Raw genomic sequence first — 23,496 nt, 5'->3', positions numbered from 1 at the left:
CGCGCGCGGCGCTCGATTTGCGCACCACCCCATGACTCGAGTCGGGCACCTGGAGGTGTTCACCGTTCATCCGGCACTTGCACCCGGCACGCAGGCAATGCTTGGATGAAAAGAATCCCACCCGACGGTGTAACCCTGGCGGCCGATGCAACGAACTAACTCACAGGACGTGCTGAAAACACGCGAGTCCCAGTTGCAGGCCTTGTTGCTGCAAGGGCTGGCTGGCGACGCCGTTGCCTATCGCCAGTTCCTCACGGCACTGGCGGCCCATGTGCGTGGTTTTCTGCGCCGCCGCCTGCCCCGGCACCCGGCCGAGGTCGAGGACTTGCTGCAGGAGGTGCTGCTGGCGGTGCACAATGCGCGCCACACCTACCAGGCGCAACAGCCGCTCACCGCCTGGGTGCAGGCGATCGCCCGCTACAAGCTGGCCGACCACCTGCGCAGCCATGCCCGCCATGAGGCGCGGCACGATGCGCTGGATGACGACAGCGAACTGTTCGCCCACAGTGACGAAGAACCCGCCCAGGCCAGCCGGGACCTGGGCAAACTGCTCGGGCAACTGCCGGATCGCCAGCGCTTGCCCATCGTGCATGTCAAGCTGGAGGGCTTGTCGGTGGAGGAAACCGCACGCATCACCGGGCTTTCCAGTTCGGCGGTGAAGGTGGGCATACACCGGGGCCTCAAGGCTTTGGGCAGGTTGATTCGAGGTAAAGGCGAAGATGAAGACCGATGAACTGATCAGCCTGCTGGCCACCGCGCAGGGGCCGGTGGACCGCCATGCACTGGCGCGGCGCCTGGGGCTGGCGCTGCTCGCCGGCATGCTGGGCGCGCTGTTGCTGACCGTGGCGCTCTACGGCGTACGGAGCGACCTGGCCGAGGTGGCGCGCACGCCATTGTTCTGGGCCAAGGTGGCCTTGCCCACCAGCCTGGCGCTGCTGGGGCTGGGGTTGACCCAGCGCCTGGCCCGGCCGGGCGTCAGCGGGGGCGCGCTCTGGGGGCTGCTGGGGGCGCCGCTGCTGCTGGTCTGGCTGGGCGCCGCCATCAGCTTGCAGGGCGCCCCGCTGGAGGCTCGGGCCGACCTGATCTTTGGCCGCACCTGGCGCACCTGCGCGCTGAACATCACCTTGCTTTCGACACCCGTGTTCATCGCCGTGTTCTGGGCGCTGCGTGGCCTTGCCCCGACCCGCCTGCGCCAGGCCGGCGCCGCGGGCGGGTTGCTCGCCGGCGCCACCGCGACATTGGTGTACTGCCTGCATTGTCCGGAGATGGGCGTGCCGTTCTGGGGCCTGTGGTACCTGTTGGGCATGCTGGTGCCCACGGTGCTCGGCGCCGCGTTGGGGCCGCGTCTGTTGCGCTGGTGATCCGGGCGCTTCAGCCCACCCGGGCGCGGTGTCGCTTGTTGCGGTACATGTCGCTGTCCGCATGGCTGAGCAAGGTGTCAGCGTCCTCGCCATCCTCGGGGTAGAAGGCCAAGCCGATACTGCAGGACGGCATCCTGACCTCACCGAACCCCGCATCCAGCGGCTCGGCCATGGCCGAGGCGATCTGCTCCACTTTCTCGTGCACGGCGGTATCCGACGGGATATCCGTCAACAACACGATGAACTCGTCCCCACCCATCCGCGCCACCGTGTCCGCCTCGCGCACACAGGCCTGCAAGCGGCGGGCGATCATGCACAGCACGCGATCGCCCGCCGCGTGCCCATGGCCATCATTTATGCCTTTGAAGTCATTGATATCCAGGAACAGCAGCGCCAATCTGCGCTGGTGGCGATGTGCCACGCGCAGGGCCGAGGCCAGCCGGTCATTGAACAGCGAGCGGTTGGTCAGTTGGGTCAGCGGGTCGTGGTGGGCGAGGAAGCGCAGTTCGTGCTCGGCCTGGGCGAGGGCGGTGATGTTGCGCGCGACCCCGATGCGCGCGCCCACCTCGTCGGACCAGAACGCCGCCCAGAGGATATGCACGATGCCGCCATCCTTGCGCACATAGCGGTTGCGAAAATCGAAGTGGGGCGAGCCGTTCATGACCTTGACGATCGAGGCGCGGGTGGCCTCCAGGTCGTCGGGGTGCATGTAGCAGGTGATCGGGGTGCCGGTCAGTTCGTCGGCGCGGTAGCCGAGCAGCGCCTCGCAGGCATTGCTGACGAACACGATGGTGTCGTCCTGGTCGACCACGAACACGGTATCCAGCATCAGGTGGATCAGCTTGGGGTAGAGCGCTTGCAAGTCAACGGGCATAGGGCGGGGCGTCCGTCACAAAGTGCTCGATCATGGCCCGATCGCGTGGGTTGGCTTGAGCGCTCCTGCAGGCCAGCCCGGGATTCCGTTCGCCGCGCGGGGGACAGCATACACAGGGTGGTGCCCGGGCCACCACAGCGGCCCGGATAAAAATGCGCCACCCGCCGCGGGCGCAAGGCCAGGCAACTTCCGCGCTACGGTAACGATACTTATAGGTTACTGCGCGCACCGTTAGCCTGTCAGGCACCGCTGGAAGTTGTGCGGCTTTCGCGGCTATCGGAACTTATCAAATATAAAAACGGAACCGATGTTTCTAAATAATGCTGTGTGGCGAGTGCAGTGCTGCCCAGGGATGTATCTCACCAAGCCACTCGGCATACAGGCAACTTTCCATGTAAGGACGCAAAGGAAACTCATGCCATGGCTGAAGTGCAGGGCAAACAAGAAGATCGGGACCTTGTGGCGGTAGATGAAGTCAGGTCCGCGAAGGACGCGCTGTTGGCGAGCGCGACTTTCAGAAAGTCGCCACGCATGAGTCGCCTGCTGGATTACCTGGTGGAGCAGGCGCTCAAGGAATGCGCCCGCGATACCAGCGAGTACGCCATCGGTATCGGCGTGTTCGACCGCGACCCCCGGTACTACAGCCCGGGAGAGGATCCGGTGGTCCGTGTCCAGGTGGGTCGGTTGCGGGCCAAGCTCAAGCACTACTACGCCGTGGGGAACAACACCGCCGCGCTCGAGATCGTCGTGCCGCTGGGTTGCTACATGCCTGTGTTCCGGCGCCTGCGCCCGGTTACCTGTGGATTTGAGCAAGGCAGTGCCTTTTCCATCTGCCCCTTCAAATGCGTGACGCAAGCCGCCGAGTGGGAGTGCTTCGCCTTGGGGCTGCATGAGGAGCTGACGCACCTGCTGTACAAGAACCTGGGCCGGCGCATCATCGTCGAGCCTGTTGGCATGGCGCCGCAACCGTTGGCCGGCGGGCATCGCCTGGAGGGCAGCGTGCATGTCGATGCGCAACGCATCCGTACCAGCGTTCGCTTGATCGAAACGGCCACCGGTTGCGTGACCTGGTCGGAGCAGTTCAACGGTGAGGCTTATCTGGAAATCACTCACCAGGAAGCCTTGGCGTCCTCCATCTGCGAGGCGCTACAGGCATTTCTCGGCGCGTCGCAGCAGGAGCGGATGTGCTTGAGGTTGTAACTAAGGGCGTGTTGTTAGTTACGGTAACGCTACTTATCGAGTGGCCAGCAGATGTTTACGCTCCTCCCTGAGTCACAAGGAAAGCCAAGGATAGAAAGTTGCTCTTCGGTGACTCAGGTCGTTAGCCGGGAACATAAACGGCTGACATACATCAAGGCGTTAAGGAATGACAGGTGAAACCATGACCACGTTCTCCATGGATTTTGATTTTACTTCGGCCGACCAGAAGGCGGTGCTTAGTGCGTTGCAGGCCCAGGGCTACAGCCTGATGGCCTACAAGGGCGCGGTAGGGCCAAACCAGCTCACCGCCGGTGTGCCCACCTGGTTCTCCGTGCCGTTCGGCTCGATGTTCGGGCTGGTCGATATCGATTACACCCCGCAATACAAGATCTATGTCACCACCCAAGGCAACATCGCTGCCAACACCACGATCCAGATGCAGTCCATCTCCGCGGCGCTGGAGCTCGGCAATGCACAGACCTTCAACCCCGACGGCAGCTTCGTGGCGGGCGGCGTGTCGGGGGTGCCTGCCGACAGCCTGGGCCTGTTCAACAACCGGCCGGCCGGGACGCCGCCCTTGACCGTCGGCCTTGCGGGGCTGGTCAATACACCGAACGGTAGCCAGTACCTGCCATTCTGCGCCTTCACCCTGAACCCACAAGGTTCGATCATGATGAAGCCACTGGACACCATCCTCATGGTGGCGGCGCAACAGAGCCTGCAGTCGGGTAACGTTCAGGCCAGCGTGTCGGCGCCTGGCTGCACCTTCTCCTTCAATGCCAGCACCATCGAATACGATCTGCAGGTGCTGGCAAGTACCTTTGCCATCACCAACCTGCCCGGTACTCCGGCGGTGCAGCCGGTAAGCTCCGGCTCGACGATCGGCACCATCGTCAACTCAGGCAGCTGAAAGCACATCGCTTGATGCCATGACACCCGTATCCGCCCTTGGTGGATACGGGTGTTTTTCTTGGGAGAAGCCAATGAATCGATCCGGATTGATGTGCCTGACCTTCGCTGGGTTGTTGGACATGCTGGCGGCGGCGCCCTGCAGCGCCGGGACGCTGCAGTTGAACCTGAATGTCGACCTTGAGGCCAGGCAGTTCCTGGTCGACAACAACCAGTACATTGTCGTGGTGCTGCCTGACCCTGTTTCCGAGGGCACCAATGTCGTGGTGGCCCACACCCTGCAACCGATTGCCGACCAGACCACGCTGTTGTTCGACACCACCCTCGTGGCCTATGTGTCCCAGGGCGCCGTGGCGTACCCGGGCACCTTGACGCTGGGGCCCTGGTCCGAGGCGCTGGCGGGTAATACCTACAGCTTTGATGGCGTGCAGGTGAACGGCGATGGCACTGGCTTGGCGGGGTACGTCGGCATGTATTACGACGCGCCGCAGAATGCCCAGCCCATCGTCACGGGCGCGGCGAGTTTCATCTACCAGAAGGGTGACGAGAAGCCCGATAACCCTTCGCCCGTCAATTACGACAGCCTCAACCCTTTCCAGACACGTTACACCCAGGTGCTCGCGCCGACGGTCTGGGTGTTCGTGGCCAGCAATGTCCCGTCGGGCACGGTACTGCCCATGAGCGCGCTGCGGCCGGTGGCGCCCCAGACGACGAGCAAGTCGGCGCAGCTTTCGGCCAACGCGACCTTGCAGATTGGCCGTTACACGGTGGTGACCTTGAGTGCATCGAGCCCGCCAAGCGTCTATTTCGATGTGTCGATCAACGCCTTCGTGCCGGGGAATTACCCCCCGCAATCCTGAGTGGTCGGGGTTACGGTATCGATACTTACCGAGGGTCGGTGGGCGAATTACTGTCAGGGCGTGGGCAGCGGTACATCCAGCACCGTCACCTGCATCCATCAATGAGATAGGGAAGGAAACCAACATGACTGATGTTTATAGCGCCTCGCTGAACAAAGTAGTTGCAACCGGTAATGCCTACACAGGGGGTAACCAGAACTATGCGGTACCCAACTGCGTGAACGCGCCTGGACAGACCCTCGTCGTCGACGATCGCTACACCTTGAGAGACGGCAATCGCCCGCAGATTTCCGTCAAGTGCCTCACCTTGGGCGGTGGGGTGGGTGGCGCGGCCGCCACCTTCCAGGAAGTGTGACGCTGTGCAGGCGCCGCCCTCGCGGGCGGCGCCCGTACTCAGCGAGCATGGCGCCGTTTTCCGGCGAACCCGGTTTGCGCTACCTCAAAGCTCGGCCAGCACTTCGGCGGCGGTGGTCACCTGGCCGAAGTGGTGCTTCCACAGGTCGATGCCCAACTGGCCTGAGCGGTCCAACGAGGAGCCGGAGGTCAGGTCGGTCACCAGGGTTGGGTTGAGCCCCGCATCGAACAGGGCGAAGCCCGCCGCCAGTACGCAGGTTTCGGTCTGCAGGCCGCACACCAGCACGCGGTCGACGTTCAGGCCCTTGATGTAGGCGAGGGTTTCGGCGGTCTGCCCATAGCCGTGCTTGATGAACACTTTGTCGGCCTCGACCAGGGCCACGTCCTCGGTGGCCGGGTGCCAGCCGAGCTGGCGCTGGAACGGGGTAGCCTGCTCGTCGTGCAATTCGATGGAGGCGACGGTGGGGATGGTCGCCGACAGCCGGCGGATGCCGTCCACCAGTCGCTCGGACGGGCTGAAGGTGGATTGCACGTCTACGATGAGCAGTACTTGCCGCATTGATTTTTCCCGATCCAGGTACGAAGGGCGCCGAGTATAGCGCCGAGCGCCTCGTGGGGGGCGTTCGTCCTGGGTTTGAACGTGGTGGATACGCCGCAGCGAAGGGGCGCTCATGCAACGGATCGTGATTCTGGGCAACGCGGGCAGCGGCAAGTCGACCCTGGCCAGGGCGATTGGCGCGCGGTTGGGGTTGCCGGTGGTTCACCTGGACCGGTTGTTCTGGGAGCCCGGCTGGGAGGAGGCGGACGACGAGGTGTTTCGCGAGCGGGTGGTGCAGGCGCTCGCGGGCGGCAGTTGGGTCACCGATGGCAATTATTCGCGGCGCACCTTTGATTTGCGCCTGCCCCACGCCGACTTGGTGATCTGGCTGGATACGCCGCGGTTGACTTGCCTGAGGCGGGTCATCCAGCGTTCGTTGCTCAAGCCTGCGCGGCCTGATTTGCCGCAGGGGTGCAACGAGAAGCCGAACAAGGATTTTCTCGAATTTCTCAAGTTTGTCTGGCATTTCGACCGGGTCAGCCGGTTGGGGATCGAGGCGTTGCGGTTGGCCATTGGGGCGCAGGTGCCGGTGGTGCACCTGGGTAATGTGCGGGAGGTGGCGGCTTTTGTTGCACGGTTGCCTGGGGTTACGGCGGGGCGCGATGCGATGGGGTCGAGCGGCGCCTTCTAACGCTCCCTGCTATCGGATCAGCCACGGTTTAACTCCTCATCCGGACGGTTGGGCAACGTTTGATTAGCTTCGATAGCATTAATTGCAGCCTGTTCTCCTCGCTTGCTGAATCGTCCCTGACTTCTTAGACGCCTCCAAGTCCTACTTGCAGCCATAATGATGTGCACTTCATCTACGGTTCAGTGTTGGTCTCTACAAGGCCCAAGCCGTTGATCCATCCTATTCGCACCCGAATGGAAGCTGTTACCATCAGGAGAACGCATCATTTTTGTGTGGTTGGGGTGGGCAGTATGAACACCTAAGCCTTAGACTTAAGGAAATGCTGACACCTTACAGAAGGAGATAGATAAGTGCCTGAAAAGCCTACGTGGTATCAGTTTCAAGAAGACATCTGTTCTTATTTTAGATCCATTGGGGCGAGCGCTGAAACCAATGTCACCATGCAAGGAGTCAGAACTTCGCATGATGTAGATGTTTTGGTGAGGACGAAATATCTTGGCGAGGATTTGGTCTGGATTGTAGAGGCTAAGCAATGGAAAAGTCGAGTCAACAAGCTTCAGGTTTTAGCACTGAGAACCATAGTTGAAGATGTAGGCGCTGATAGAGCGTTTATTATCTCGGAAGTCGGCTTCCAAAGCGGGGCCTACGAAGCGGCAGAAAGCAGCAATGTAAAATTAAAAACTTACGAAGAGCTAAAGATAGATACTCGGCATTTTGTTGAGAGCGAAATAATTAAGGCGTATAAAAAGCGCCTCGAACTGATCGAGGCTCGCTACTGGTCTCATAAAAAATCAATTCGGAAAAAGTATGGTTTAAGGGGAGAGATTTGGGATTTTCCCGTAAATTTTTCAGGCATGGCACTATTGCAAACAGCCCAAGCGGCAATATTTTCAGCAGAAACCAATGATTACCCGATTAATCTGGAGACGTTCTTGGTTGAGAAGAAAGGCGACTTAATTGCGACAAACTTCCAGTAGCTTATAAATTGGCTGAATCTGAATCTTAACTTTATTGATGAGAAAATTTTAGTGGCGGAGATAGAAATGATAAGGCATGGCGACTTTGAACCCGACCTTTGCTTGCGAGATCGTCTCGAGGTTTCTCCGCTAAAGCTCTATGCGGCCGCCATCAAGAAAGAATAGAGGGGAGTAGGCTTTGCTTTAAGTCTTTTAAGTTGATCGCTAAGGCATAAATAAATAGTTTTGCTGTTTTTTTTTGGTTGGAGTGCGCTGGGCACCGGTGGTGGCAGATCAGAAGCGATTCCGCTTTACTGATAAGAAAATGGTGGCTTACGCCTACACTTAACCGTGATGAGGTCAGTGAAAACCAATTTGCCATAGAGTGATGGGTGATTGAAATGGTAAATGGTTCAGGTGGCATGGCAATGATTTAGTGAGCGACTCGAATGTATGCTTGTTATGATTTGGTCTATAAAAAATTATCACTACTAATACAAGGGCGATGGAGATTAACGCTCAAAAAATCACCTGTAAGGTTTTTATCTTACGTGGCCAAGGCTCAGCGGGCTTAGGTCAGCCTTTGCCTTACATAAAGATTATTTTCCCTAAAAAATCTCCTTCGTCATTTTCGGAAATTTCCTTCCCCCGCAACCATTGCGAACTAGTCCGCCCTCGCGATAAATTCTCCAAGCTGCAGCAAAACCTGCGGCCAGGTGTAGGAACCTGCTGGTAAACTTGGCGCACGCACTAGGCGCCCCATCACAACGGCTGGCGCCTTTTTTGCGCTTGCTGCGATGTCATGGCGGCTGTGTGTGGGCAGGCTTCGGCCTGGCCGGGTTCCAAGTTTCCCGGTATTCCTACCCCACGCACAGCTGCCACCCAATCCCGTAGGAAGGATCGTGGTAGCTCCAATCCAAAACTTGGAGTCTCATGCATGCTTATGCGCATTCTGAGCAGGATCCTCGCATCCGCTCTCCGCCGCCCAACCCCTGCGGTTACCCCGTCCCCAACCTTCTACCCGATCGATAGCCAGTCCCTCGCCACCCGCGCCAATCGGGAGGTGTCCCATGACTGACCGCGAACGGCTGTCTTCCCTCCAGAGCTACGTCTGGACCCTCGAACTGCTCGGTGAGGCGCTGGTCCAGCATGACGAGGTGCTGGAATGCGAGTACAACCCGCAACTGAGCTTCCGCAACACGGCGGGGATTCACCAGGCGATCCGGATCATCAGCCGGTTGGCCAGTGAACAGTTCGGCAAGCTGGAGGCGATGAAAGACGAACGTGTTTCTGGAGACTGATACTGCGCATCATTGGGGCCGCTTTGCGGCCCTTTCGCGGCACAAGGCCGCTCCTACAGGGGATCGCGAACTTCTGTAGGAGCGGCCTTGTGCCGCGAAAGGGCTGCGAAGCAGCCCCTCAAGCCGCCAACCGCCCGCTGGCGATGGCCTCCGACGCCGCCAGCATCGCCCGCAGCAACACCGCGCAACCCGCCGCCAGGTCCTGCGGCGTGGCGTTCTCGATCTCGTTGTGGCTGATCCCGCCCTCGCAGGGCACGAAGATCATCCCCGCCGGCCCCAGTTCGGCGAGGAAGATCGCGTCATGCCCGGCACCACTGACGATGTCCATGTGCGGCAAGCCCAGGCTGCGCGCCGAGTCGCGCACGGCATCGACGCAGCCACGGTCGAAGTACAGCGCCGGGAAGTCGGCGGTCGGGGTCAGCTCGAAACTCAGGCCGTGCTTGGCGCAGGTGGCGTCGATCACCGCGCGCACTTCGCTGATCATCGCGTTCAGTTGCTCGCCTTCGAGGTGACGGAAATCCAGGGTCATGCGCACTTCGCCGGGGATCACGTTGCGCGAGCCCGGGTAGGCCTGCAGGCAGCCGACCGTGCCGCAGGCATGGGGCTGGTGGGCGAGGGCGGTGCGGTTGACTGCCTCGACCACGGCGGCGGCGCCAACCAGGGCGTCCTTGCGCAGGTGCATGGGGGTAGGGCCGGCATGGGCCTCGACGCCGCGCAGGGTGAGGTCGAACCATTTCTGGCCGAGGGCCCCGAGCACCACGCCGATGGTCTTGCGCTGGTCCTCGAGGATCGGGCCTTGCTCGATGTGCGCCTCGAAGTAGGCGCCCACCGGATGGCCGAGCACCGCGCGCGGGCCGGCGTAGCCGATGGCGTCCAGCGCCTCGCCGACGCTCACGCCCTGGGCGTCGCGCTTGGCCAGGGTTTCTTCCAGGGTGAATTTGCCGGCGAACACCCCTGAACCCATCATGCACGGGGCGAAGCGCGAGCCTTCTTCGTTGGTCCATACCACCACTTCCAGCGGTGCTTCGGTTTCCACGCCGAGGTCGTTGAGGGTGCGGATCACCTCGAGGCCGGCCATGACCCCGAAGCAGCCGTCGAACTTGCCGCCGGTGGGCTGGGTGTCGATATGGCTGCCGGTCATTACCGGTGGCAGTTTGTCGTTGCGCCCGGGGCGGCGGGCGAAGATATTGCCGACCGCGTCGATGCTGACGCTGCAGCCGGCGGCCTGGGTCCATTGCACGAACAGGTCGCGGGCCTGGCGGTCGAGGTCGGTCAGGGCCAGGCGGCAGACGCCACCTTTCTGGGTGGCGCCGAGGCGGGCGAGGTCCATCAGCGATTGCCACAGGCGGGCGCTGTCGATGTGGTGCTCGGCGGATTGCAGGACTTCCTTGGCGAGGCTGGTCATGGGTGTCTCCTCAGGGCTTTGTTGTTCTGGTAGGAGCGGCTTCAGCCGCGATGCAGGCACCGCGGTATCCGGCACCCGCTGCGCGGGTGGTCGCGGCTGAAGCCGCTCCTACGGACGTCGTGTCAGGTCAATGGGTCAGGTTCTGGTCCAGGCGCGCCGGGCCGCGCAGCGCCAGGCCACCCAGGGCGTAGTAGAGACCGCCACCGAGCAGCGAGCCGGTGAACCAGCCGTAGTCGTAGAACCAGCTGAAGCTGCTGTTGCCGATGGCCATCACGGTCAGCGCCACCGGCACGGCGAAGGCGGCGAACCCGGCCCAGTTCCACGCCGGGTACACGTCGTCGCGGTACAGCCCGGCCAAATCCAGCTGCTGGCGGCGCACCAGGAAGTAGTCCACCACCATGATCCCGGCAATCGGCCCGAGCAGGCTGGAGTAGCCCAGCAGCCAGTTGGAATAGACACTCTCCAGGCTCAGGTCGGAGACGATCCAGCCAAGCTTCTTGAGCAGCTCGTGGCCCATCAGCGCCAAACCGATGAACCCGGTCAGCCACACCGCCCGGCTGCGGCCGATCAGGCGTGGGGCGATGTTCTGGAAGTCGTTGGTCGGCGAGACGATGTTCGCCGCGGTGTTGGTCGACAGGGTGGCGATGATGATCAGCGCCATGGCCAGGGCCACCCAGCCCGGGCTCTGGATATGGCCGATCAGGCTCACCGGGTCGGACACCGTCTGGCCCACCAGCGAGGCCGAGGCGGCGGTCATGATCACCCCCAGCGCGGCGAACAGGAACATGGTCAGCGGCAGGCCGAAGATCTGCCCGAGGATCTGGTCCTTCTGGCTTTTCGCGTAACGGCTGAAGTCGGGAATGTTCAGCGACAGGGTGGCCCAGAACCCGACCATGGCGGTGAGCCCGGCGCAGAAGTAGCTGACCACGCTGGCTCCCTCGGGGCGTTTCGGTGGTTGCGCCAGCAGCTCGGTCATCGACATGTGCGGCAGCGCCCAGAGCAGCAGGCCGACCCCGACCGCCACCAGCAGCGGCGCCGACAGCGTCTCCAGCCATTTGATCGACTCCGCGCCGCGCAACACCACCCACAGGTTCAGCGACCAGAACAGCATGAAGCCGATCACTTCGCCGGTGCCGCCCAGGGCCTTCCACTCGGGGAACAGCGAGCCGAGGAACAGGTGGATGGCCAGGCCGCCGAACATCGTCTGGATCCCGAACCAGCCGCAGGCCACCACGGCGCGGATCAGGCACGGCACGTTGGAGCCGAAGATGCCGAACGATGAACGCAGCAGCACCGGGAAGGGGATGCCGTACTTGGTGCCGGGGAAGGCGTTGAGGGTCAGCGGAATGAGCACGATCAGGTTGGCCAGCAGGATCGCCAGCAGCGCCTCGCCCACGCTCAGGCCGAAGTAGGCGGTGAGCACGCCGCCCAGGGTGTAGGTGGGCACGCAGATGGACATGCCCACCCACAGCGCGGTGATGTGCCACTTGTTCCAGGTGCGCTGGTGCACCTTGGTGGGGGCGATGTCGTGGTTGTAGCGGGGGCTGTCGAGGACGTCGCTGCCGGCGTCGAGCTCGTACAGGCCGTGCTGCTCGACCACTTGCGATCTGCTCTGCTGCATGGGGCTCTCCAGGTTCTTCTTGTCGTTGTTCGCTCATCGGGCTGAGGCGATGGCCGGAGTACACGCAAATATCCAGTACCGCACCTGCGGCCCGGCCAGGTGGTTGTGGCCTGCGTCTTCAACAAACGTGCCGGGTCGGCCAGTGCCTTCCCGGCGGGCCGCCGCCGACCGGAGGTAACTCACTGAGTTGCAACAGCATTCAGCAGCACTGGGGGCGATCACTCGCCGGGTGGTGCGTCGGTGGGTCCACAGACACCGTGATTCAACGCGGTGCAGCCTGGAAATTCGCTGGCGCGGCCTGCGCCTCCCCACCCGGTTTCAAGCAGCTGAATTTGCATAAAAAATCTTGACCAATTTGGCTTCCTGTCAAGTGCGTCAAAATGGTGAAGGGGTGTTCCGTTTTGCTGATTTCAATTAAATAAATATAAAAATCAGTAAGTTATTAGTTTGGTGATTTGCATATATTTTTTCTTGATGAATATTCGATCAGCAACTAGCCTCGATTCTTGTCAGGCCTGACAGGATTGATCCGAGCCCGCAGGCACTGGCCCAAAAAAATTCCAAGAACCGGCCAGAAGACCGGTCAGCCTGCGAGGAAAACGGCATGTCCCTGTTGATCCGTGGCGCCACCGTGGTCACCCACGAAGAGCATTACCCCGCCGATGTCCTGTGTGCCGATGGCCTGATCCGCGCCATCGGTAAAAACCTCGAAGCCCCCACCGACTGCGAGATCCTCGACGGCAGCGGCCGCTACCTGATGCCCGGTGGCATCGACCCGCACACCCACATGCAGTTGCCGTTCATGGGCACCGTGGCCAGCGAGGACTTTTTCAGCGGTACCGCCGCAGGCCTGGCCGGGGGCACCACCTCGATCATCGACTTCGTTATCCCCAACCCGCAGCAATCGCTGCTCGACGCCTTCCACACCTGGCGCGGCTGGGCGCAGAAGAGCGCCAGCGACTACGGCTTCCACGTTGCCATCACCTGGTGGAGCGAGCAGGTCGCCGAAGAAATGGGCGAGCTGGTGGCCAAGCATGGGGTGAACAGCTTCAAGCATTTCATGGCCTACAAGAACGCGATCATGGCCGCCGACGACACCCTGGTCGCCAGTTTCGAGCGTTGCCTGCAACTGGGCGCGGTGCCCACCGTGCACGCCGAGAACGGCGAGCTGGTCTACCACCTGCAGCGCAAGCTGCTGGCCCAGGGGCTGACCGGGCCCGAGGCGCACCCGCTGTCGCGCCCCTCGCAGGTCGAAGGCGAGGCCGCCAGCCGCGCCATCCGCATCGCCGAGACGCTGGGCACGCCGCTGTACCTGGTGCATGTGTCCAGCCGCGAGGCGCTGGACGAGATCAGCTATGCCCGGGCCAAGGGCCAGCCAGTCTACGGCGAGGTGCTGCCCGGCCACCTGCTGCTCGACGACAGTGTCTACCGCGACCCGGACTGGGCCACCGCCGCCGGCTACGTGATGAGCCCGCCGTTCCGCCCGCGCGAGCACCAGGAGGCGCTGTGGCGCGGCTTGCAGTCGGGCAACCTGCACACCACCGCCACCGACCACTGCTGCTTCTGCGCCGAACAGAAAGCCATGGGCCGCGATGACTTCAGCCGCATTCCCAACGGCACCGCCGGCATCGAGGACCGCATGGCGGTGCTGTGGGACGCCGGGGTGAACAGTGGGCGGTTGTCGATGCACGAGTTCGTCGCGCTGACCTCCACCAACACCGCGAAGATCTTCAACCTGTTCCCGCGCAAGGGCGCCATCCGCGTCGGCGCCGACGCCGACCTGGTGCTGTGGGACCCGCAGGGCACGCGGACCATTTCGGCGCAGACCCACCACCAGCGGGTCGACTTCAACATCTTCGAAGGCCGCACCGTGCGCGGCATCCCCAGCCACACCATCAGCCAGGGCAAGGTGCTCTGGGCCGACGGCGACCTGCGCGCCGAGCCCGGGGCGGGGCGCTATGTGGAGCGGCCGGCGTATCCGTCGGTGTACGAGGTGCTGGAGCGCCGGGCCGAGCAATCAAGGCCGACGCCGGTTCAGCGCTGAGGACTTTTGGGGCTGCTGCGCAGCCCTTTCGCGGCACAAGGCCGCTCCTACAGCAGAACGCGATCCCCTGTAGGAGCGGCCTTGTGCCGCGAAAGGGGCGCAAAGCGCCCCCTGATAACAACACACATGTACCTGTTGACTGCCATCCCCAGAACGGACCGATGCCTGACCAGCATCGTGTTCAATAAAAAAGCGAGAGGCTACCCACCGTGATCGACGCCCTGAACCATTTGCCGCGCCCCCGTGCCGGCGCCGACCAACTGGCCGAGCGCTTCACCGACCTCGCGGCCCCGCTCACCGCCCGCCAGGCCGCCCTCGAAAGCGCGCGCTGCCTGTACTGCTACGACGCGCCCTGCGTCAACGCCTGCCCCAGCGACATCGACATCCCCTCGTTCATCCACCGCATCAGCGACGAGAACCTGCAAGGCGCCGCCGAGCGCATCCTCTCGGCCAACATCCTCGGTGGCAGTTGCGCCCGGGTGTGCCCGACCGAGATCCTCTGCCAGCAGGCCTGCGTGCGCAACAATGCCCAGGAATGCGCACCGGTGCTGATCGGCCAACTGCAACGCTACGCCCTGGACAACGCCCAGTTCAGCGAACACCCCTTCAAGCGCGCGCCCGCCACCGGCAAGCGCATCGCCGTGGTCGGCGCCGGGCCTGCGGGGCTGTCCTGCGCCCACCGCCTGGCCATGCATGGCCATGACGTGGTGGTGTTCGAGGCGCGGGAGAAGGCGGGTGGTCTCAACGAATACGGCATCGCCCGCTACAAGCTGGTGGACGACTACGCCCAGCGCGAAGTGGAGTTCCTGCTGGGCATCGGCGGCATCGAGATCCGCCACGGCCAGCGCCTGGGCGACAACCTGGCGCTGGGCGAGCTGCACAGCCAGTACGACGCCGTGTTCCTCGGCCTTGGCCTAAATGCGGTGCGGCAATTGGGATTGCCGGACGAAGAGGCCCCTGGCCTGCTGGCCGCGACCGAATACATCCGCGACCTGCGCCAGGCCGACGACCTGAGCCAGTTGCCATTGGCCGACCGCTGCCTGGTGATCGGCGCCGGCAACACCGCCATCGACATGGCCGTGCAGATGAGCCGCCTGGGCGCCCGCGACGTCAACCTGGTGTACCGCCGTGGCGAGGCCGACATGGGCGCCACCGGCCATGAGCAAGAGATCGCCAAGCACAACCAGGTGCGCCTGCACACCTGGGCGCGGCCCGATGCCGTACTGCTCGATGACCAGGGCCGCGTGCGCGGCATGCGCTTCGTGCGCACACAGCTGGTCGATGGCCGCCTGAAGGATACCGGCGAAACCTTCGAACTGGCCGCCGACGCGATCTTCAAGGCCATCGGCCAACGCTTCGACGACGCAAGCCTCGGCGACCCGCTGGCCGCGCAACTGGCCCGCGATGGCGAACGCATCCGCGTCGACGATCACATGCGCACCAGCCTGCCGGGCATCTACGCCGGCGGCGACTGCACCGCCCTGGGCCAGGACCTCACCGTCCAGGCCGTGCAACATGGCAAGCTGGCCGCCGAAGCCATCCATGCCCAACTCATGCTCAACGTGGAGGCTGCGTAAATGGCCGACCTGTCCATCGTGTTCGCCGGCATCAAGGCGCCCAACCCGTTCTGGCTGGCCTCCGCGCCGCCCACCGACAAGGCCTACAACGTGGTCCGCGCCTTCGAGGCCGGGTGGGGCGGGGTGGTGTGGAAGACCCTGGGCGAGGACCCGGCGGCGGTCAACGTGTCGTCGCGCTACTCGGCGCACTACGGCGCCAACCGCCAGGTCCAGGGCATCAACAACATCGAGCTGATCACCGACCGTTCGCTGGAGATCAACCTGCGCGAGATCACCCAGGTGAAGAAGGACTGGCCCGACCGCGCGCTGATCGTGTCGCTGATGGTGCCGTGCGTGGAGGAATCCTGGAAGTTCATCCTGCCGCTGGTGGAGGCCACCGGCGCCGACGGCATCGAGCTCAACTTCGGCTGCCCCCACGGCATGCCCGAGCGCGGCATGGGCGCCGCGGTCGGCCAGGTGCCGGAGTATGTGGAGAGGGTCACCCGCTGGTGCAAGATCCACTGTTCGCTGCCGGTGATCGTCAAGCTCACCCCCAACATCACCGACATCCGCCAGTCGGCGCGCGCCGCCCACCGCGGCGGGGCCGACGCGGTGTCGCTGATCAACACCATCAACTCGATCACCAGCGTCGACCTGGACCGCATGGTCGCCTACCCCATCGTCGGCGACCAGAGCACCCACGGCGGCTACTGCGGCTCGGCGGTCAAGCCGATCGCCCTGAACATGGTCGCCGAGATTGCCCGCGACCCCGAGACCCGCGGCCTGCCCATCTGTGGCATCGGCGGCATCGGCACCTGGCGCGACGCGGCGGAGTTCGTCGCCCTGGGCAGTGGCGCGGTGCAGGTGTGCACGGCGGCGATGCTGCATGGCTTCCGTATCGTCGACGACATGAAGGACGGCTTGGCGCGCTGGATGGACCAGCATGGGCACGCCAACCTCGAGGCCTTCCGTGGCCAGGCCGTGGGCCACACCACTGATTGGAAGTACCTGGACATCAACTACAAGTCGGTGGCGCAGATCGACCAGGCCGCGTGCATCGGTTGCGGGCGTTGCCACATTGCCTGCGAGGACACCTCGCACCAGGCCATCGCCAGTACCCTCAAGGATGACGGCACCCACATCTACAGCGTGATCGAGGAGGCGTGCGTGGGCTGCAACCTGTGCCAGATCACCTGCCCGGTGGAAAGCTGCATCGAGATGGTCGCGCAGGACACCGGCAAGCCGTACCTGAACTGGACCCAGGATCCGCGCAATCCCTATCGCGAGGTGGGCTGAGAAGGGTGAGGGTGTGATCGGTACCTGGCAATTCTGTCAGTAGACGCTCCACGGGAATGCAAGCAGTCTGCCCCCGTGGGGCGCCGTCTCGAGAGTCCAGGGGATGATGGTGGCGCGCTCCGTCGGCAACCGGCGACAAGCGAGGAGCGTCATGATGCGCGACGACCTGGAGGCAAGATTCCTGGAAACCGAAGGTAGGCTGGAGCAGCTTCGCACCAGTCCACCGCTGGAATTTCGGGTACTGCTTTGGACGCTGCATCAGCAGGCAACGTGCGGCGACCGCGATGACGCCGAGGCGCTGGCCGTTAGCTGTAGCTATGAGGACGACATCAAGAGGCGCGGTTGGGGAGCGCTGAAGGGGACACCCAAGGACGCTGCAATGTGGTTGTACCTTTGTCTGGCCGATCTGATTCGAGATTGACCTTCATGGCGATGTCTGCGCAGTGCCTGGCACCGGCTTTGCCGGTGTTCGCCGGCAAAGCCGGCTCCTACAAGAAGGGCTGATCACTGTGGTATTGCTGTTTCGTGCAGGCAGTGCCATGTCACGGCTTGATTGCTGCACTCGATGATCGCCAATGACCAGCGGGCCTGCTCCACCCCCTGCAAACGATGGGTCTCCTTGTAGCGCACGGCCACATTGTTCCCCGCCTGCCATACCACCCGCACATCGCCGACGACGATCTCAAGCCCCGGCCGGGCACCGGCCGCGCGGTGGAACAACTGCTCCACCTGCTGGCGATCAAACACGCCACCCGCCGTGCCGACCATGCTGAAGTCATCGGCAAACACCGCCATCAACGCTTCAAGCGTTGCCTGGGTCTCGGTGGCCGGGCGGGTGAAGACCTCCTGGATCAGTACATGGACGTGATGGATGCTGTGTGCTGCGTGGAAAAGGGTGTTATCGAGCATCGCGGATGTTCTCCTGGGGTAGTGTGCGTAGTCGTGTGAGGGGCAGCAGCCCGAGCAGCGCCGCCAGGGCGAAGGTCAGGTGATAGGCATCTGCAGGCGGCAGCAGATTGAAGATCATCAGCAACAGCGCCGCGCCGAGGCTGAACGCCATCTGCCGGTTGAGGTTCCATAGCACGCTCGCCTGGTGGGTCTGCGCGCCGGTGAAATCGAGCAGCGCGGTGGCTTGCGCAGTGTTGGCGCCGAGGCCACCGCCGATGCCCATCAGGCCATAGACCGCGATCAGCATTGGGGTATCGGTATTACTGTCGACCAGCACCAGCAGGGCGATACCCAGGCTGTGCAGGAGCATCCCGAGCAGCAACAAGCGCCGCGCCCCGACCTGGTTGTAGACGCGACCGACCAGCAGCATGGCGGTGAAGGCGCCAGCGGCGTAGACGATCATGAACATCCCGGTGGCCCGGGCACTCAGGCTCAACACGTCCTGCAAATAGAAGATGTTCAGCAGGTTCACCCCGGTGAACAGGCCCGGGATCGCATGGTAGACCAGCATCGATACCTGCAACCGTGCATTGGCCAGCAGCTTCAGCTCGACGATGCCATGCCGCGAATGCTGGTAGTGACGTTGGTACCGCAGCGCGCATGCCAGCCCCATTGCCAGGCAAGCCAGGGCCAACCAGGCCGGGTGACCAGCGCCGTAAAGCGACAGGCCCAGCAGCAGGCAGGCGAGGGCGCCGCTGACCAGCAGCAGCCCGTTGAAGTCGGGGCGTGGCACTGCCGTACCGGGCGCTTCGCGGATCCACCACCAGGCCAGTCCGGCCGTCAGCAACGCGAGCGGAATGCTCGCCTGGAACACCCAGGGCCAGTTGCCGCCATCGACGATCAGCCCGCCCAAGGTAGGCGACAGCGCCGGTGCGATCAGCGCCACCGCCATCACCAGCGTCGAAACGCGGGCGCGCTGCGGGCCTTGGAACAGGTTGAAGGTCAGCGCCTGGCCCACCGGGATCAGCAGGCCGCCCGCCAGGCCCTGGGCGAAGCGCCAGGCGACCAACGCCGGGAACGAATCGGCCTGGCCACCGCCCCAGGCGGCCACGGCGAACGCCAGCATCGACAGCGCCAACAAGCGTCGCGCACCCCAGCGGCTCGCCAGCCAGGTGCTGACCGGCATCACCAGCGTCAGCCCGAGGATGTAGGCATTGCCCACCCAGGCACTGTTGGCGCTGGCAATGGAAAATTCGGCCGTGATCCGTGGCAGGGCCACGGCCGGCATGAAAATGTTGATGCAGTCGATGAAGAAGCCCATCAAAAAAACGCTTGCCACGCGGTATCGGTAGGTCATCGCCACTCCTTGTTCGGCGCGCAGCCTAGGTGGCATGGACGCTCCCTGTCGATGTCGCTACCCTTGAAACTCTGTTTGATGGAACTGAACAATGCCGCGCACGGCCCTTCACACCCAGCTCAACCGGGTGCAGACCTTCCTCGCCGTGGTCGATGCCGGCTCGTTTACCAAGGCCGCCGACACCCTGGGCATCAGCAAGGCCATGGTCAGCCAGCACATCAAGGCGTTGGAGGAAGCGCTGGGGGTGACCCTGCTGCTGCGCAGCACCCGCGCCATCGCCCTGACCGAGTCCGGCCAGGCGTTCTACGACGACTTCAAGGTGATCGTCAGCGATGTCGAAAGCGCCTTCGACAACGTCATGCAACGGCACAACGGTGTGGCGGGGCGCCTGCGCATCAGCACCACCGCCGAATATGGCGAGCGCTTCATCCTGCCGCTGCTGCCAGCGTTCGCCGCGCGTTACCCGGCGCTGTCGCTCAGCTATGAAACCGATTCCTCCCTGAGCGACCTGATCGCCGAACGGCTCGACCTGGTGGTGCGCCTTGGCACGTTGCCGGATTCGAACCTGCGCAGTCGCGCGCTGGGTGACTACGCCATCGTGCTGGTGGCCTCGCCGGACTTTCTCGGCAGGCATGCGCTCGGCAAACCCGATGACCTGGCGGGCGTGCCCTGGATTGCCAACAGCAACCTGCACAACCCGACGCGCTGGACGCTGCTGTCGGCCGACGGCGAAAACGTGAGTGTGGGGGGCGTTGCGGCCTACCAGTCCAATGCCGCGCAGGGTGTCCGGGCAATGGCCTTGGCCTCCCTGGGGGTCGCCGTGCTGCCGGCCTGGTTGATCGAGCAGGACCTGGCCACTGGCAGCTTGCGGCGGGTGCTGCCCGGCTACAGCCTGCCGAAGCAGCCGATCAGCGTGGTGTACCCGAACGGCAGCCATGTGCCGCAGCGCACCCGGGTGTTCATCGACTTTCTCTGCGAGCACCTGGGCCGCTGAAGGGGCGGTTCAGGGCTCCAGCCCGATCCCGCGCAGGATGACACCGGTCACCGTCTGCACCGCGCTTTCGAAGGCCGGGTCCGACAGCGGTTCGCCGCCGTTGAGCAGCGTCACCTGGTAGCCGAAGTCGGCGTAGTGCTGGGTCGAGGCCCAGATCATGTACAGCAGCGCCGAGGGCTCGATCGGCAGGATGCGCCGGTCTTCAACCCAGGCGCGGATCTTCGCTTCCTTGAGCTTGGCCCAGGGCACCAGCGAATCGTCCAGGTTCGCCCCCAGCAGCGGCGCGCCGTGCAGCATCTCCTCGGCCCAGATCTTCGAGCCCAGCGGCCGCGAGCGCGAGTGGCCCATCTTGGCGCGGATGTAGCTGGTCAGCACCACGCGCGGGTCGTCGAAGCGCTCGAAGCACAGCGCGTCCTGTTTCCACATGTCCAGCAGGTCTTGCAGCACCGCGCGGTACAGCTCGTCCTTGGTGCTGAAGTAGTAATGCAGGTTGGAGCGCGGCAGTTGCGCCAGTTCGGCGATATCGCCCATGGACGTGCCGCGGTAGCCTTTCTCGGCGAATACCTGCTCGGCGGCGAGCAGGATCTTCTCGATGTTGCGGCGGCGGATCTCGATCTTGTGGTTGGCCATGGGCGGTCCGAAGCGGCAGGGACCGCCCAAGGCTATCAGTTTTGCAGGTGGATACCGAGCCCTTGCTCGCCGGGGGCGAGGTCTTCGCGCAGGGTCAGCGCCGGGATCAGGTAGTCGCCGCCGTTCTGCCGGCGGAAGGGGATCGGGGCATCGTGCCACAAGCCGTCCAGGCGCTGCTCCAGCGCGGTGCACGCGGCGGCGAAGGCCGTAGCGTCGACGCGGCCGGCGCGGTGGATGACGAAGGGTGGCAGCACCTCGAAACCGGGGTAGAACAGGATGCCGTGCTGGATGGGGAAGAGGATGTCGTCCAGTGGGCCGTTGATGCCTCTGGGGGCATAGTGCGAGGCCCAGCCGCCGGTGGTGACCATCAGCATGGCGCGCTTGCCGGCGAAGCTGCCTTCACCGTAACGGTCGCCCCAGTGCTGGTCGGAGTGCTCGCCCACGCCATAGGCGAAACCATAGGCGTACACCCGTTCGACCCAGCCCTTGAGGATCGCCGGCAGGCCGAACCACCACAGCGGGAACTGCAGGATCAGTGCATCGGCCCAGCGCAGTTTTTCCTGCTCGAGGGTGATGTCGGCGCTCTGCGTGCCGTTGGCGAAGGCCTGGCGCGAATGCTCCGAAGGCTGGAATGCCTCGCCCGGTGGCATGGCGGTGTTGTCGGCGGCGTCGAGCACGGCCTTGAAACCCATGGCGTGCAGGTCGGAGACCTGCACGCTGTGGCCCTGGCTTTGCAAATAACGCACGGCATGGTCCTTGAGGGCGCCGTTGAGGGAGCGAGGTTCAGGGTGGGCGTGGACGATCAGCACATTCATGGTGGGGCTCCGGTAAAGGGGGATGGCCGCATCATGGGCTGCATCGAGGTATAGTTAAAATGAATGTCTGATATGCCAGGTATTGCCATGCACAATGATCTGAGGCGCCTTGATCTCAACCTGTTGGTCACCCTCGACGCCTTGCTCACCGAACACAATGTGACCCGCGCCGCCGAGCGCCTGCACCTGGCGCAGCCGACGGTGAGCGTGCAGCTGGCGCGCCTGCGCGAGCTGCTCGACGACCCGTTGCTGCTGCCTGGCCCCCGCGGCATGCGGCCCACGGCCCGTGCCGAAGCCCTGCGCGCGCCGCTGCGCCAGGCGCTGGAAGCACTGCACCAGGCTATCGCGCCGGCCACGCCGTTCGACCCGGCCCAGGCCCGCCAGACCTGGCGCGTGGCCGCCACCGACTACAGTGCCTCGACCTTGCTGCAACCGGCGTTGGCCACCTTGCGCAGCGAGGCGCCGGGCACGCGCCTGGCGGTGCTCGACCTGGTGCCCGGCACGCTGTTGCGCCAGGCCGAGCAGGGCGAGATCGACCTCGCCTTTCATATCGCCGAGCAGGCACCGGCCGGGTTGCGCCAGCGTTCGCTGTTCCATGAGCGCTATGTGCTGGCCGGGCGTGTCGATCACCCGCGTTTGAAGCGCCGGCCGAGCCTGGCGCAGTTCTGCGCGTTGGAGCAGGTGATCGTCTCGCCCGATGGCGGTGGGTTCGCCGGGCCGACCGATGCAGCCCTGGCCGAGCAGGGGCTGGCGCGCAAGGTGGTGTTGTCGGTGCCGCATTTCATGCTGCTGGCTTCGGTACTGGCGGGCAGCGATCTGGTGGCGATGGTGCCTGAGCGCCTGGTAGCCGGTGATGCCCGGCTCAAGGTGGTCGAGGCGCCGCTGGCGGTGGCGGGGTTCGAGATGCTGATGCTGTGGCCGGAGCGGGTGCATCGTGATCCGGGACACCGCTGGTTGCGTGAGCTGATTGGGCGGTGTGGCCAGGTGTTCGCTGGGAAGTTATAGCGCCTTTGAGATCGAGCGCCGCTCCCGCGGCGCATCGCGGATGAATCCGCTCCTACAAATACAAACCTGTAGGAGCGGATTTATCCGCGATGCGCCGCGCGGGCGGCGCTCGATCTGATAGGCGCTGCAACTCCCCCGACGAACCTGCTAACGTCCACCTTTCTCCAGCCGAGGCCACCCCGCCATGCCCTTCGCCGACAACCTGATCGCCTTCACCCTGGCCGCGACCCTGCTCACCATCACCCCCGGCCTGGACACCGCGCTGATCCTGCGCACCGCCGCCGTGGAGAGCCGCCAACAGGCCATGCGCGCGGCGCTGGGCATCAATGCCGGCTGCCTGCTGTGGGGCGCGGCGGTGGCCTTCGGGCTGGGGGCGCTGATTGCGGTGTCGACGCTGGCCTATGACGTGCTCAAGTACTGCGGCGCCGCCTACCTGGCATACCTGGGCCTGAACATGCTGCTGCGCCCGCGCCAGTCGGTGGCCAGCGCCGATGCCCAGGGCAAGCCGGGCACCAACTGGTTCGTCAAGGGCCTGCTGGGCAACCTGCTCAACCCCAAAGTGGGGATCTTCTACGTGTCGTTCCTGCCGCAGTTCATTCCCCAGGGGCAGGCGCTGGTGCCGTGGACCTTTGGCCTGGTCGGCATCCATGTGCTGCTCGGGTTGCTCTGGGCGGTGGCGCTGATCGCCGCGACCCAGCCCTTGGCCGCAGTGTTGCGCCAGGGGCGGGTGGTGAAGTGGATGGATCGGGTAACTGGGGGGGTGTTCGTATTGTTTGCGGTGCGCCTGGCCTTTAGTCGGCGGTAGGGCGGATCGCCGGCAAGCCGGCTTCTACCTGGATCG

At 63.9% G+C, this 23,496-nt stretch carries 24 protein-coding genes; 16 read left to right on the top strand and 8 right to left on the bottom strand.

Going from position 1 to position 23,496, the window contains the following annotated elements:
• Nucleotides 1–145: 145 nt before the first annotated feature.
• Both P5705_RS22055 and P5705_RS22050 read left to right on the top strand, forming a co-directional pair.
• Nucleotides 146–733: a sigma-70 family RNA polymerase sigma factor gene (locus tag P5705_RS22055; RefSeq protein ID WP_277462983.1), complete on the top strand. Its 588-nt coding sequence runs from the start codon at nucleotides 146–148 to the stop codon at nucleotides 731–733.
• Nucleotides 720–1,361 (top strand): DUF1109 domain-containing protein, encoded by a 642-nt coding sequence (locus P5705_RS22050; RefSeq protein WP_277462982.1) that lies wholly within the window; start codon nucleotides 720–722, stop codon nucleotides 1,359–1,361. Before P5705_RS22055 ends, P5705_RS22050 begins: the two co-directional genes overlap by 14 nt.
• Before the next feature lie 10 nt (nucleotides 1,362–1,371).
• Here the strand turns inward: P5705_RS22050 and P5705_RS22045 are convergent, their stop codons facing one another.
• The gene (locus tag P5705_RS22045) at nucleotides 1,372–2,235 is read right to left on the bottom strand and encodes a sensor domain-containing diguanylate cyclase (protein ID WP_277462981.1); all 864 of its coding nucleotides are present in this window, start codon (nucleotides 2,233–2,235) and stop codon (nucleotides 1,372–1,374) included.
• A 531-nt stretch (nucleotides 2,236–2,766) separates the two neighbouring features.
• Here P5705_RS22045 and P5705_RS22040 point away from each other — a divergent pair.
• From P5705_RS22040 to P5705_RS22025, 4 genes are all read left to right on the top strand, one after another.
• Nucleotides 2,767–3,435 carry a hypothetical protein gene (locus P5705_RS22040; protein WP_277462980.1) on the top strand — a complete coding sequence of 223 codons (669 nt, stop codon included), beginning with the start codon at nucleotides 2,767–2,769 and terminating at the stop codon, nucleotides 3,433–3,435.
• 166 nt (nucleotides 3,436–3,601) lie between these two features.
• Nucleotides 3,602–4,345 (top strand): hypothetical protein, encoded by a 744-nt coding sequence (locus P5705_RS22035; protein ID WP_277462979.1) that lies wholly within the window; start codon nucleotides 3,602–3,604, stop codon nucleotides 4,343–4,345.
• A gap of 73 nt (nucleotides 4,346–4,418) precedes the next feature.
• A complete protein-coding gene (locus P5705_RS22030) occupies nucleotides 4,419–5,204 on the top strand; it encodes a hypothetical protein (protein WP_277462978.1) in 786 nt (261 codons plus the stop codon).
• A gap of 124 nt (nucleotides 5,205–5,328) precedes the next feature.
• Entirely contained in the window at nucleotides 5,329–5,559 is a 231-nt protein-coding gene (locus P5705_RS22025) for a hypothetical protein (RefSeq protein ID WP_277462977.1), read from the top strand.
• A gap of 84 nt (nucleotides 5,560–5,643) precedes the next feature.
• Here the strand turns inward: P5705_RS22025 and P5705_RS22020 are convergent, their stop codons facing one another.
• Nucleotides 5,644–6,117, bottom strand: coding sequence for an isochorismatase family protein (locus P5705_RS22020; protein ID WP_277462976.1), 474 nt, complete (start codon nucleotides 6,115–6,117; stop codon nucleotides 5,644–5,646).
• A 112-nt stretch (nucleotides 6,118–6,229) separates the two neighbouring features.
• Between P5705_RS22020 and P5705_RS22015 the strand changes: the two genes are divergently transcribed.
• The 3 genes from P5705_RS22015 (at nucleotide 6,230) to P5705_RS22005 (ending at nucleotide 9,044) form a co-directional block, all read left to right on the top strand.
• Nucleotides 6,230–6,787 carry an AAA family ATPase gene (locus P5705_RS22015; protein WP_277462975.1) on the top strand — a complete coding sequence of 186 codons (558 nt, stop codon included), beginning with the start codon at nucleotides 6,230–6,232 and terminating at the stop codon, nucleotides 6,785–6,787.
• Between the two features lie 350 nt (nucleotides 6,788–7,137).
• Nucleotides 7,138–7,764, top strand: a complete 627-nt coding sequence (locus tag P5705_RS22010; RefSeq protein WP_277462974.1) for a restriction endonuclease — start codon at nucleotides 7,138–7,140, stop codon at nucleotides 7,762–7,764.
• 1,049 nt (nucleotides 7,765–8,813) lie between these two features.
• Nucleotides 8,814–9,044: a hypothetical protein gene (locus P5705_RS22005; protein WP_277462973.1), complete on the top strand. Its 231-nt coding sequence runs from the start codon at nucleotides 8,814–8,816 to the stop codon at nucleotides 9,042–9,044.
• A 118-nt stretch (nucleotides 9,045–9,162) separates the two neighbouring features.
• On the opposite strand, the gene P5705_RS22000 is transcribed toward P5705_RS22005, so the two are convergent.
• A complete protein-coding gene (locus P5705_RS22000; RefSeq protein ID WP_277462971.1) occupies nucleotides 9,163–10,449 on the bottom strand; it encodes a Zn-dependent hydrolase in 1,287 nt (428 codons plus the stop codon).
• A 127-nt stretch (nucleotides 10,450–10,576) separates the two neighbouring features.
• Nucleotides 10,577–12,070, bottom strand: a complete 1,494-nt coding sequence (locus P5705_RS21995) for an NCS1 family nucleobase:cation symporter-1 (protein ID WP_277462970.1) — start codon at nucleotides 12,068–12,070, stop codon at nucleotides 10,577–10,579.
• Between the two features lie 604 nt (nucleotides 12,071–12,674).
• Here P5705_RS21995 and hydA point away from each other — a divergent pair.
• The 4 genes from hydA to P5705_RS21975 all read left to right on the top strand — a co-directional run bounded on the left by hydA (nucleotide 12,675) and on the right by P5705_RS21975 (nucleotide 17,387).
• A complete protein-coding gene (gene hydA, locus P5705_RS21990; protein ID WP_277462969.1) occupies nucleotides 12,675–14,114 on the top strand; it encodes a dihydropyrimidinase in 1,440 nt (479 codons plus the stop codon).
• Between the two features lie 209 nt (nucleotides 14,115–14,323).
• Nucleotides 14,324–15,691: an NAD(P)-dependent oxidoreductase gene (locus P5705_RS21985; RefSeq protein WP_277462968.1), complete on the top strand. Its 1,368-nt coding sequence runs from the start codon at nucleotides 14,324–14,326 to the stop codon at nucleotides 15,689–15,691.
• The gene (preA, locus tag P5705_RS21980; protein WP_277462967.1) at nucleotides 15,692–16,966 is read left to right on the top strand and encodes an NAD-dependent dihydropyrimidine dehydrogenase subunit PreA; all 1,275 of its coding nucleotides are present in this window, start codon (nucleotides 15,692–15,694) and stop codon (nucleotides 16,964–16,966) included.
• A 151-nt stretch (nucleotides 16,967–17,117) separates the two neighbouring features.
• The gene (locus P5705_RS21975; RefSeq protein ID WP_277462966.1) at nucleotides 17,118–17,387 is read left to right on the top strand and encodes a hypothetical protein; all 270 of its coding nucleotides are present in this window, start codon (nucleotides 17,118–17,120) and stop codon (nucleotides 17,385–17,387) included.
• Between the two features lie 83 nt (nucleotides 17,388–17,470).
• Here P5705_RS21975 and P5705_RS21970 read toward each other — a convergent pair whose 3' ends face one another.
• Nucleotides 17,471–17,875: a nuclear transport factor 2 family protein gene (locus P5705_RS21970; protein ID WP_277462965.1), complete on the bottom strand. Its 405-nt coding sequence runs from the start codon at nucleotides 17,873–17,875 to the stop codon at nucleotides 17,471–17,473.
• On the bottom strand, nucleotides 17,865–19,211 hold the full coding sequence (locus P5705_RS21965; protein WP_277462964.1) for an MFS transporter: 1,347 nt from the start codon (nucleotides 19,209–19,211) through the stop codon (nucleotides 17,865–17,867). The genes P5705_RS21970 and P5705_RS21965 overlap by 11 nt, the downstream gene beginning before the upstream one ends.
• 91 nt (nucleotides 19,212–19,302) lie before the next feature.
• Here P5705_RS21965 and P5705_RS21960 point away from each other — a divergent pair, with 91 nt between their 5' ends.
• On the top strand, nucleotides 19,303–20,205 hold the full coding sequence (locus P5705_RS21960) for a LysR family transcriptional regulator (protein WP_277462963.1): 903 nt from the start codon (nucleotides 19,303–19,305) through the stop codon (nucleotides 20,203–20,205).
• A gap of 9 nt (nucleotides 20,206–20,214) precedes the next feature.
• Here P5705_RS21960 and P5705_RS21955 read toward each other — a convergent pair whose 3' ends face one another.
• Nucleotides 20,215–20,835 carry a TetR/AcrR family transcriptional regulator gene (locus P5705_RS21955; protein ID WP_277462962.1) on the bottom strand — a complete coding sequence of 207 codons (621 nt, stop codon included), beginning with the start codon at nucleotides 20,833–20,835 and terminating at the stop codon, nucleotides 20,215–20,217.
• Nucleotides 20,836–20,870: 35 nt separating this feature from the next.
• A complete protein-coding gene (locus tag P5705_RS21950; protein WP_277462961.1) occupies nucleotides 20,871–21,650 on the bottom strand; it encodes an NAD(P)H-dependent oxidoreductase in 780 nt (259 codons plus the stop codon).
• Between the two features lie 87 nt (nucleotides 21,651–21,737).
• Here P5705_RS21950 and P5705_RS21945 point away from each other — a divergent pair, with 87 nt between their 5' ends.
• Entirely contained in the window at nucleotides 21,738–22,655 is a 918-nt protein-coding gene (locus P5705_RS21945; RefSeq protein ID WP_277462960.1) for a LysR family transcriptional regulator, read from the top strand.
• Between the two features lie 184 nt (nucleotides 22,656–22,839).
• Nucleotides 22,840–23,460 carry a LysE family translocator gene (locus tag P5705_RS21940; protein WP_277462959.1) on the top strand — a complete coding sequence of 207 codons (621 nt, stop codon included), beginning with the start codon at nucleotides 22,840–22,842 and terminating at the stop codon, nucleotides 23,458–23,460.
• Nucleotides 23,461–23,496 lie beyond the last annotated feature (36 nt).

The sequence above is a fragment of the Pseudomonas entomophila genome (assembly GCF_029478665.1).
GTDB classification, from domain to species: Bacteria; Pseudomonadota; Gammaproteobacteria; order Pseudomonadales; family Pseudomonadaceae; genus Aquipseudomonas; species Aquipseudomonas entomophila_F.
The sequence above is the reverse complement of the archived record's forward strand: the minus strand, read 5'-3'. Positions and strand labels throughout refer to the sequence as shown.

Coding starts and splice junctions, on each gene's coding strand:
- P5705_RS22020 (WP_277462976.1), bottom strand. CDS start 6,117: ATGCGGCAAGTACTGCTCATCGTAGACGTGCAATCCACCTTCAGCCCG.
- P5705_RS21965 (WP_277462964.1), bottom strand. CDS start 19,211: ATGACCTACCGATACCGCGTGGCAAGCGTTTTTTTGATGGGCTTCTTC.
- P5705_RS21945 (WP_277462960.1), top strand. CDS start 21,738: ATGCACAATGATCTGAGGCGCCTTGATCTCAACCTGTTGGTCACCCTC.
- P5705_RS22000 (WP_277462971.1), bottom strand. CDS start 10,449: ATGACCAGCCTCGCCAAGGAAGTCCTGCAATCCGCCGAGCACCACATC.
- P5705_RS22055 (WP_277462983.1), top strand. CDS start 146: ATGCAACGAACTAACTCACAGGACGTGCTGAAAACACGCGAGTCCCAG.
- P5705_RS21970 (WP_277462965.1), bottom strand. CDS start 17,875: ATGCTCGATAACACCCTTTTCCACGCAGCACACAGCATCCATCACGTC.
- P5705_RS21940 (WP_277462959.1), top strand. CDS start 22,840: ATGCCCTTCGCCGACAACCTGATCGCCTTCACCCTGGCCGCGACCCTG.
- preA (WP_277462967.1), top strand. CDS start 15,692: ATGGCCGACCTGTCCATCGTGTTCGCCGGCATCAAGGCGCCCAACCCG.
- P5705_RS22025 (WP_277462977.1), top strand. CDS start 5,329: ATGACTGATGTTTATAGCGCCTCGCTGAACAAAGTAGTTGCAACCGGT.
- P5705_RS22050 (WP_277462982.1), top strand. CDS start 720: ATGAAGACCGATGAACTGATCAGCCTGCTGGCCACCGCGCAGGGGCCG.
- P5705_RS22005 (WP_277462973.1), top strand. CDS start 8,814: ATGACTGACCGCGAACGGCTGTCTTCCCTCCAGAGCTACGTCTGGACC.
- P5705_RS21975 (WP_277462966.1), top strand. CDS start 17,118: ATGATGCGCGACGACCTGGAGGCAAGATTCCTGGAAACCGAAGGTAGG.
- P5705_RS22030 (WP_277462978.1), top strand. CDS start 4,419: ATGAATCGATCCGGATTGATGTGCCTGACCTTCGCTGGGTTGTTGGAC.
- P5705_RS21995 (WP_277462970.1), bottom strand. CDS start 12,070: ATGCAGCAGAGCAGATCGCAAGTGGTCGAGCAGCACGGCCTGTACGAG.
- hydA (WP_277462969.1), top strand. CDS start 12,675: ATGTCCCTGTTGATCCGTGGCGCCACCGTGGTCACCCACGAAGAGCAT.
- P5705_RS22015 (WP_277462975.1), top strand. CDS start 6,230: ATGCAACGGATCGTGATTCTGGGCAACGCGGGCAGCGGCAAGTCGACC.
- P5705_RS21955 (WP_277462962.1), bottom strand. CDS start 20,835: ATGGCCAACCACAAGATCGAGATCCGCCGCCGCAACATCGAGAAGATC.
- P5705_RS21960 (WP_277462963.1), top strand. CDS start 19,303: ATGCCGCGCACGGCCCTTCACACCCAGCTCAACCGGGTGCAGACCTTC.
- P5705_RS22035 (WP_277462979.1), top strand. CDS start 3,602: ATGACAGGTGAAACCATGACCACGTTCTCCATGGATTTTGATTTTACT.
- P5705_RS22040 (WP_277462980.1), top strand. CDS start 2,767: ATGAGTCGCCTGCTGGATTACCTGGTGGAGCAGGCGCTCAAGGAATGC.
- P5705_RS21950 (WP_277462961.1), bottom strand. CDS start 21,650: ATGAATGTGCTGATCGTCCACGCCCACCCTGAACCTCGCTCCCTCAAC.
- P5705_RS22045 (WP_277462981.1), bottom strand. CDS start 2,235: ATGCCCGTTGACTTGCAAGCGCTCTACCCCAAGCTGATCCACCTGATG.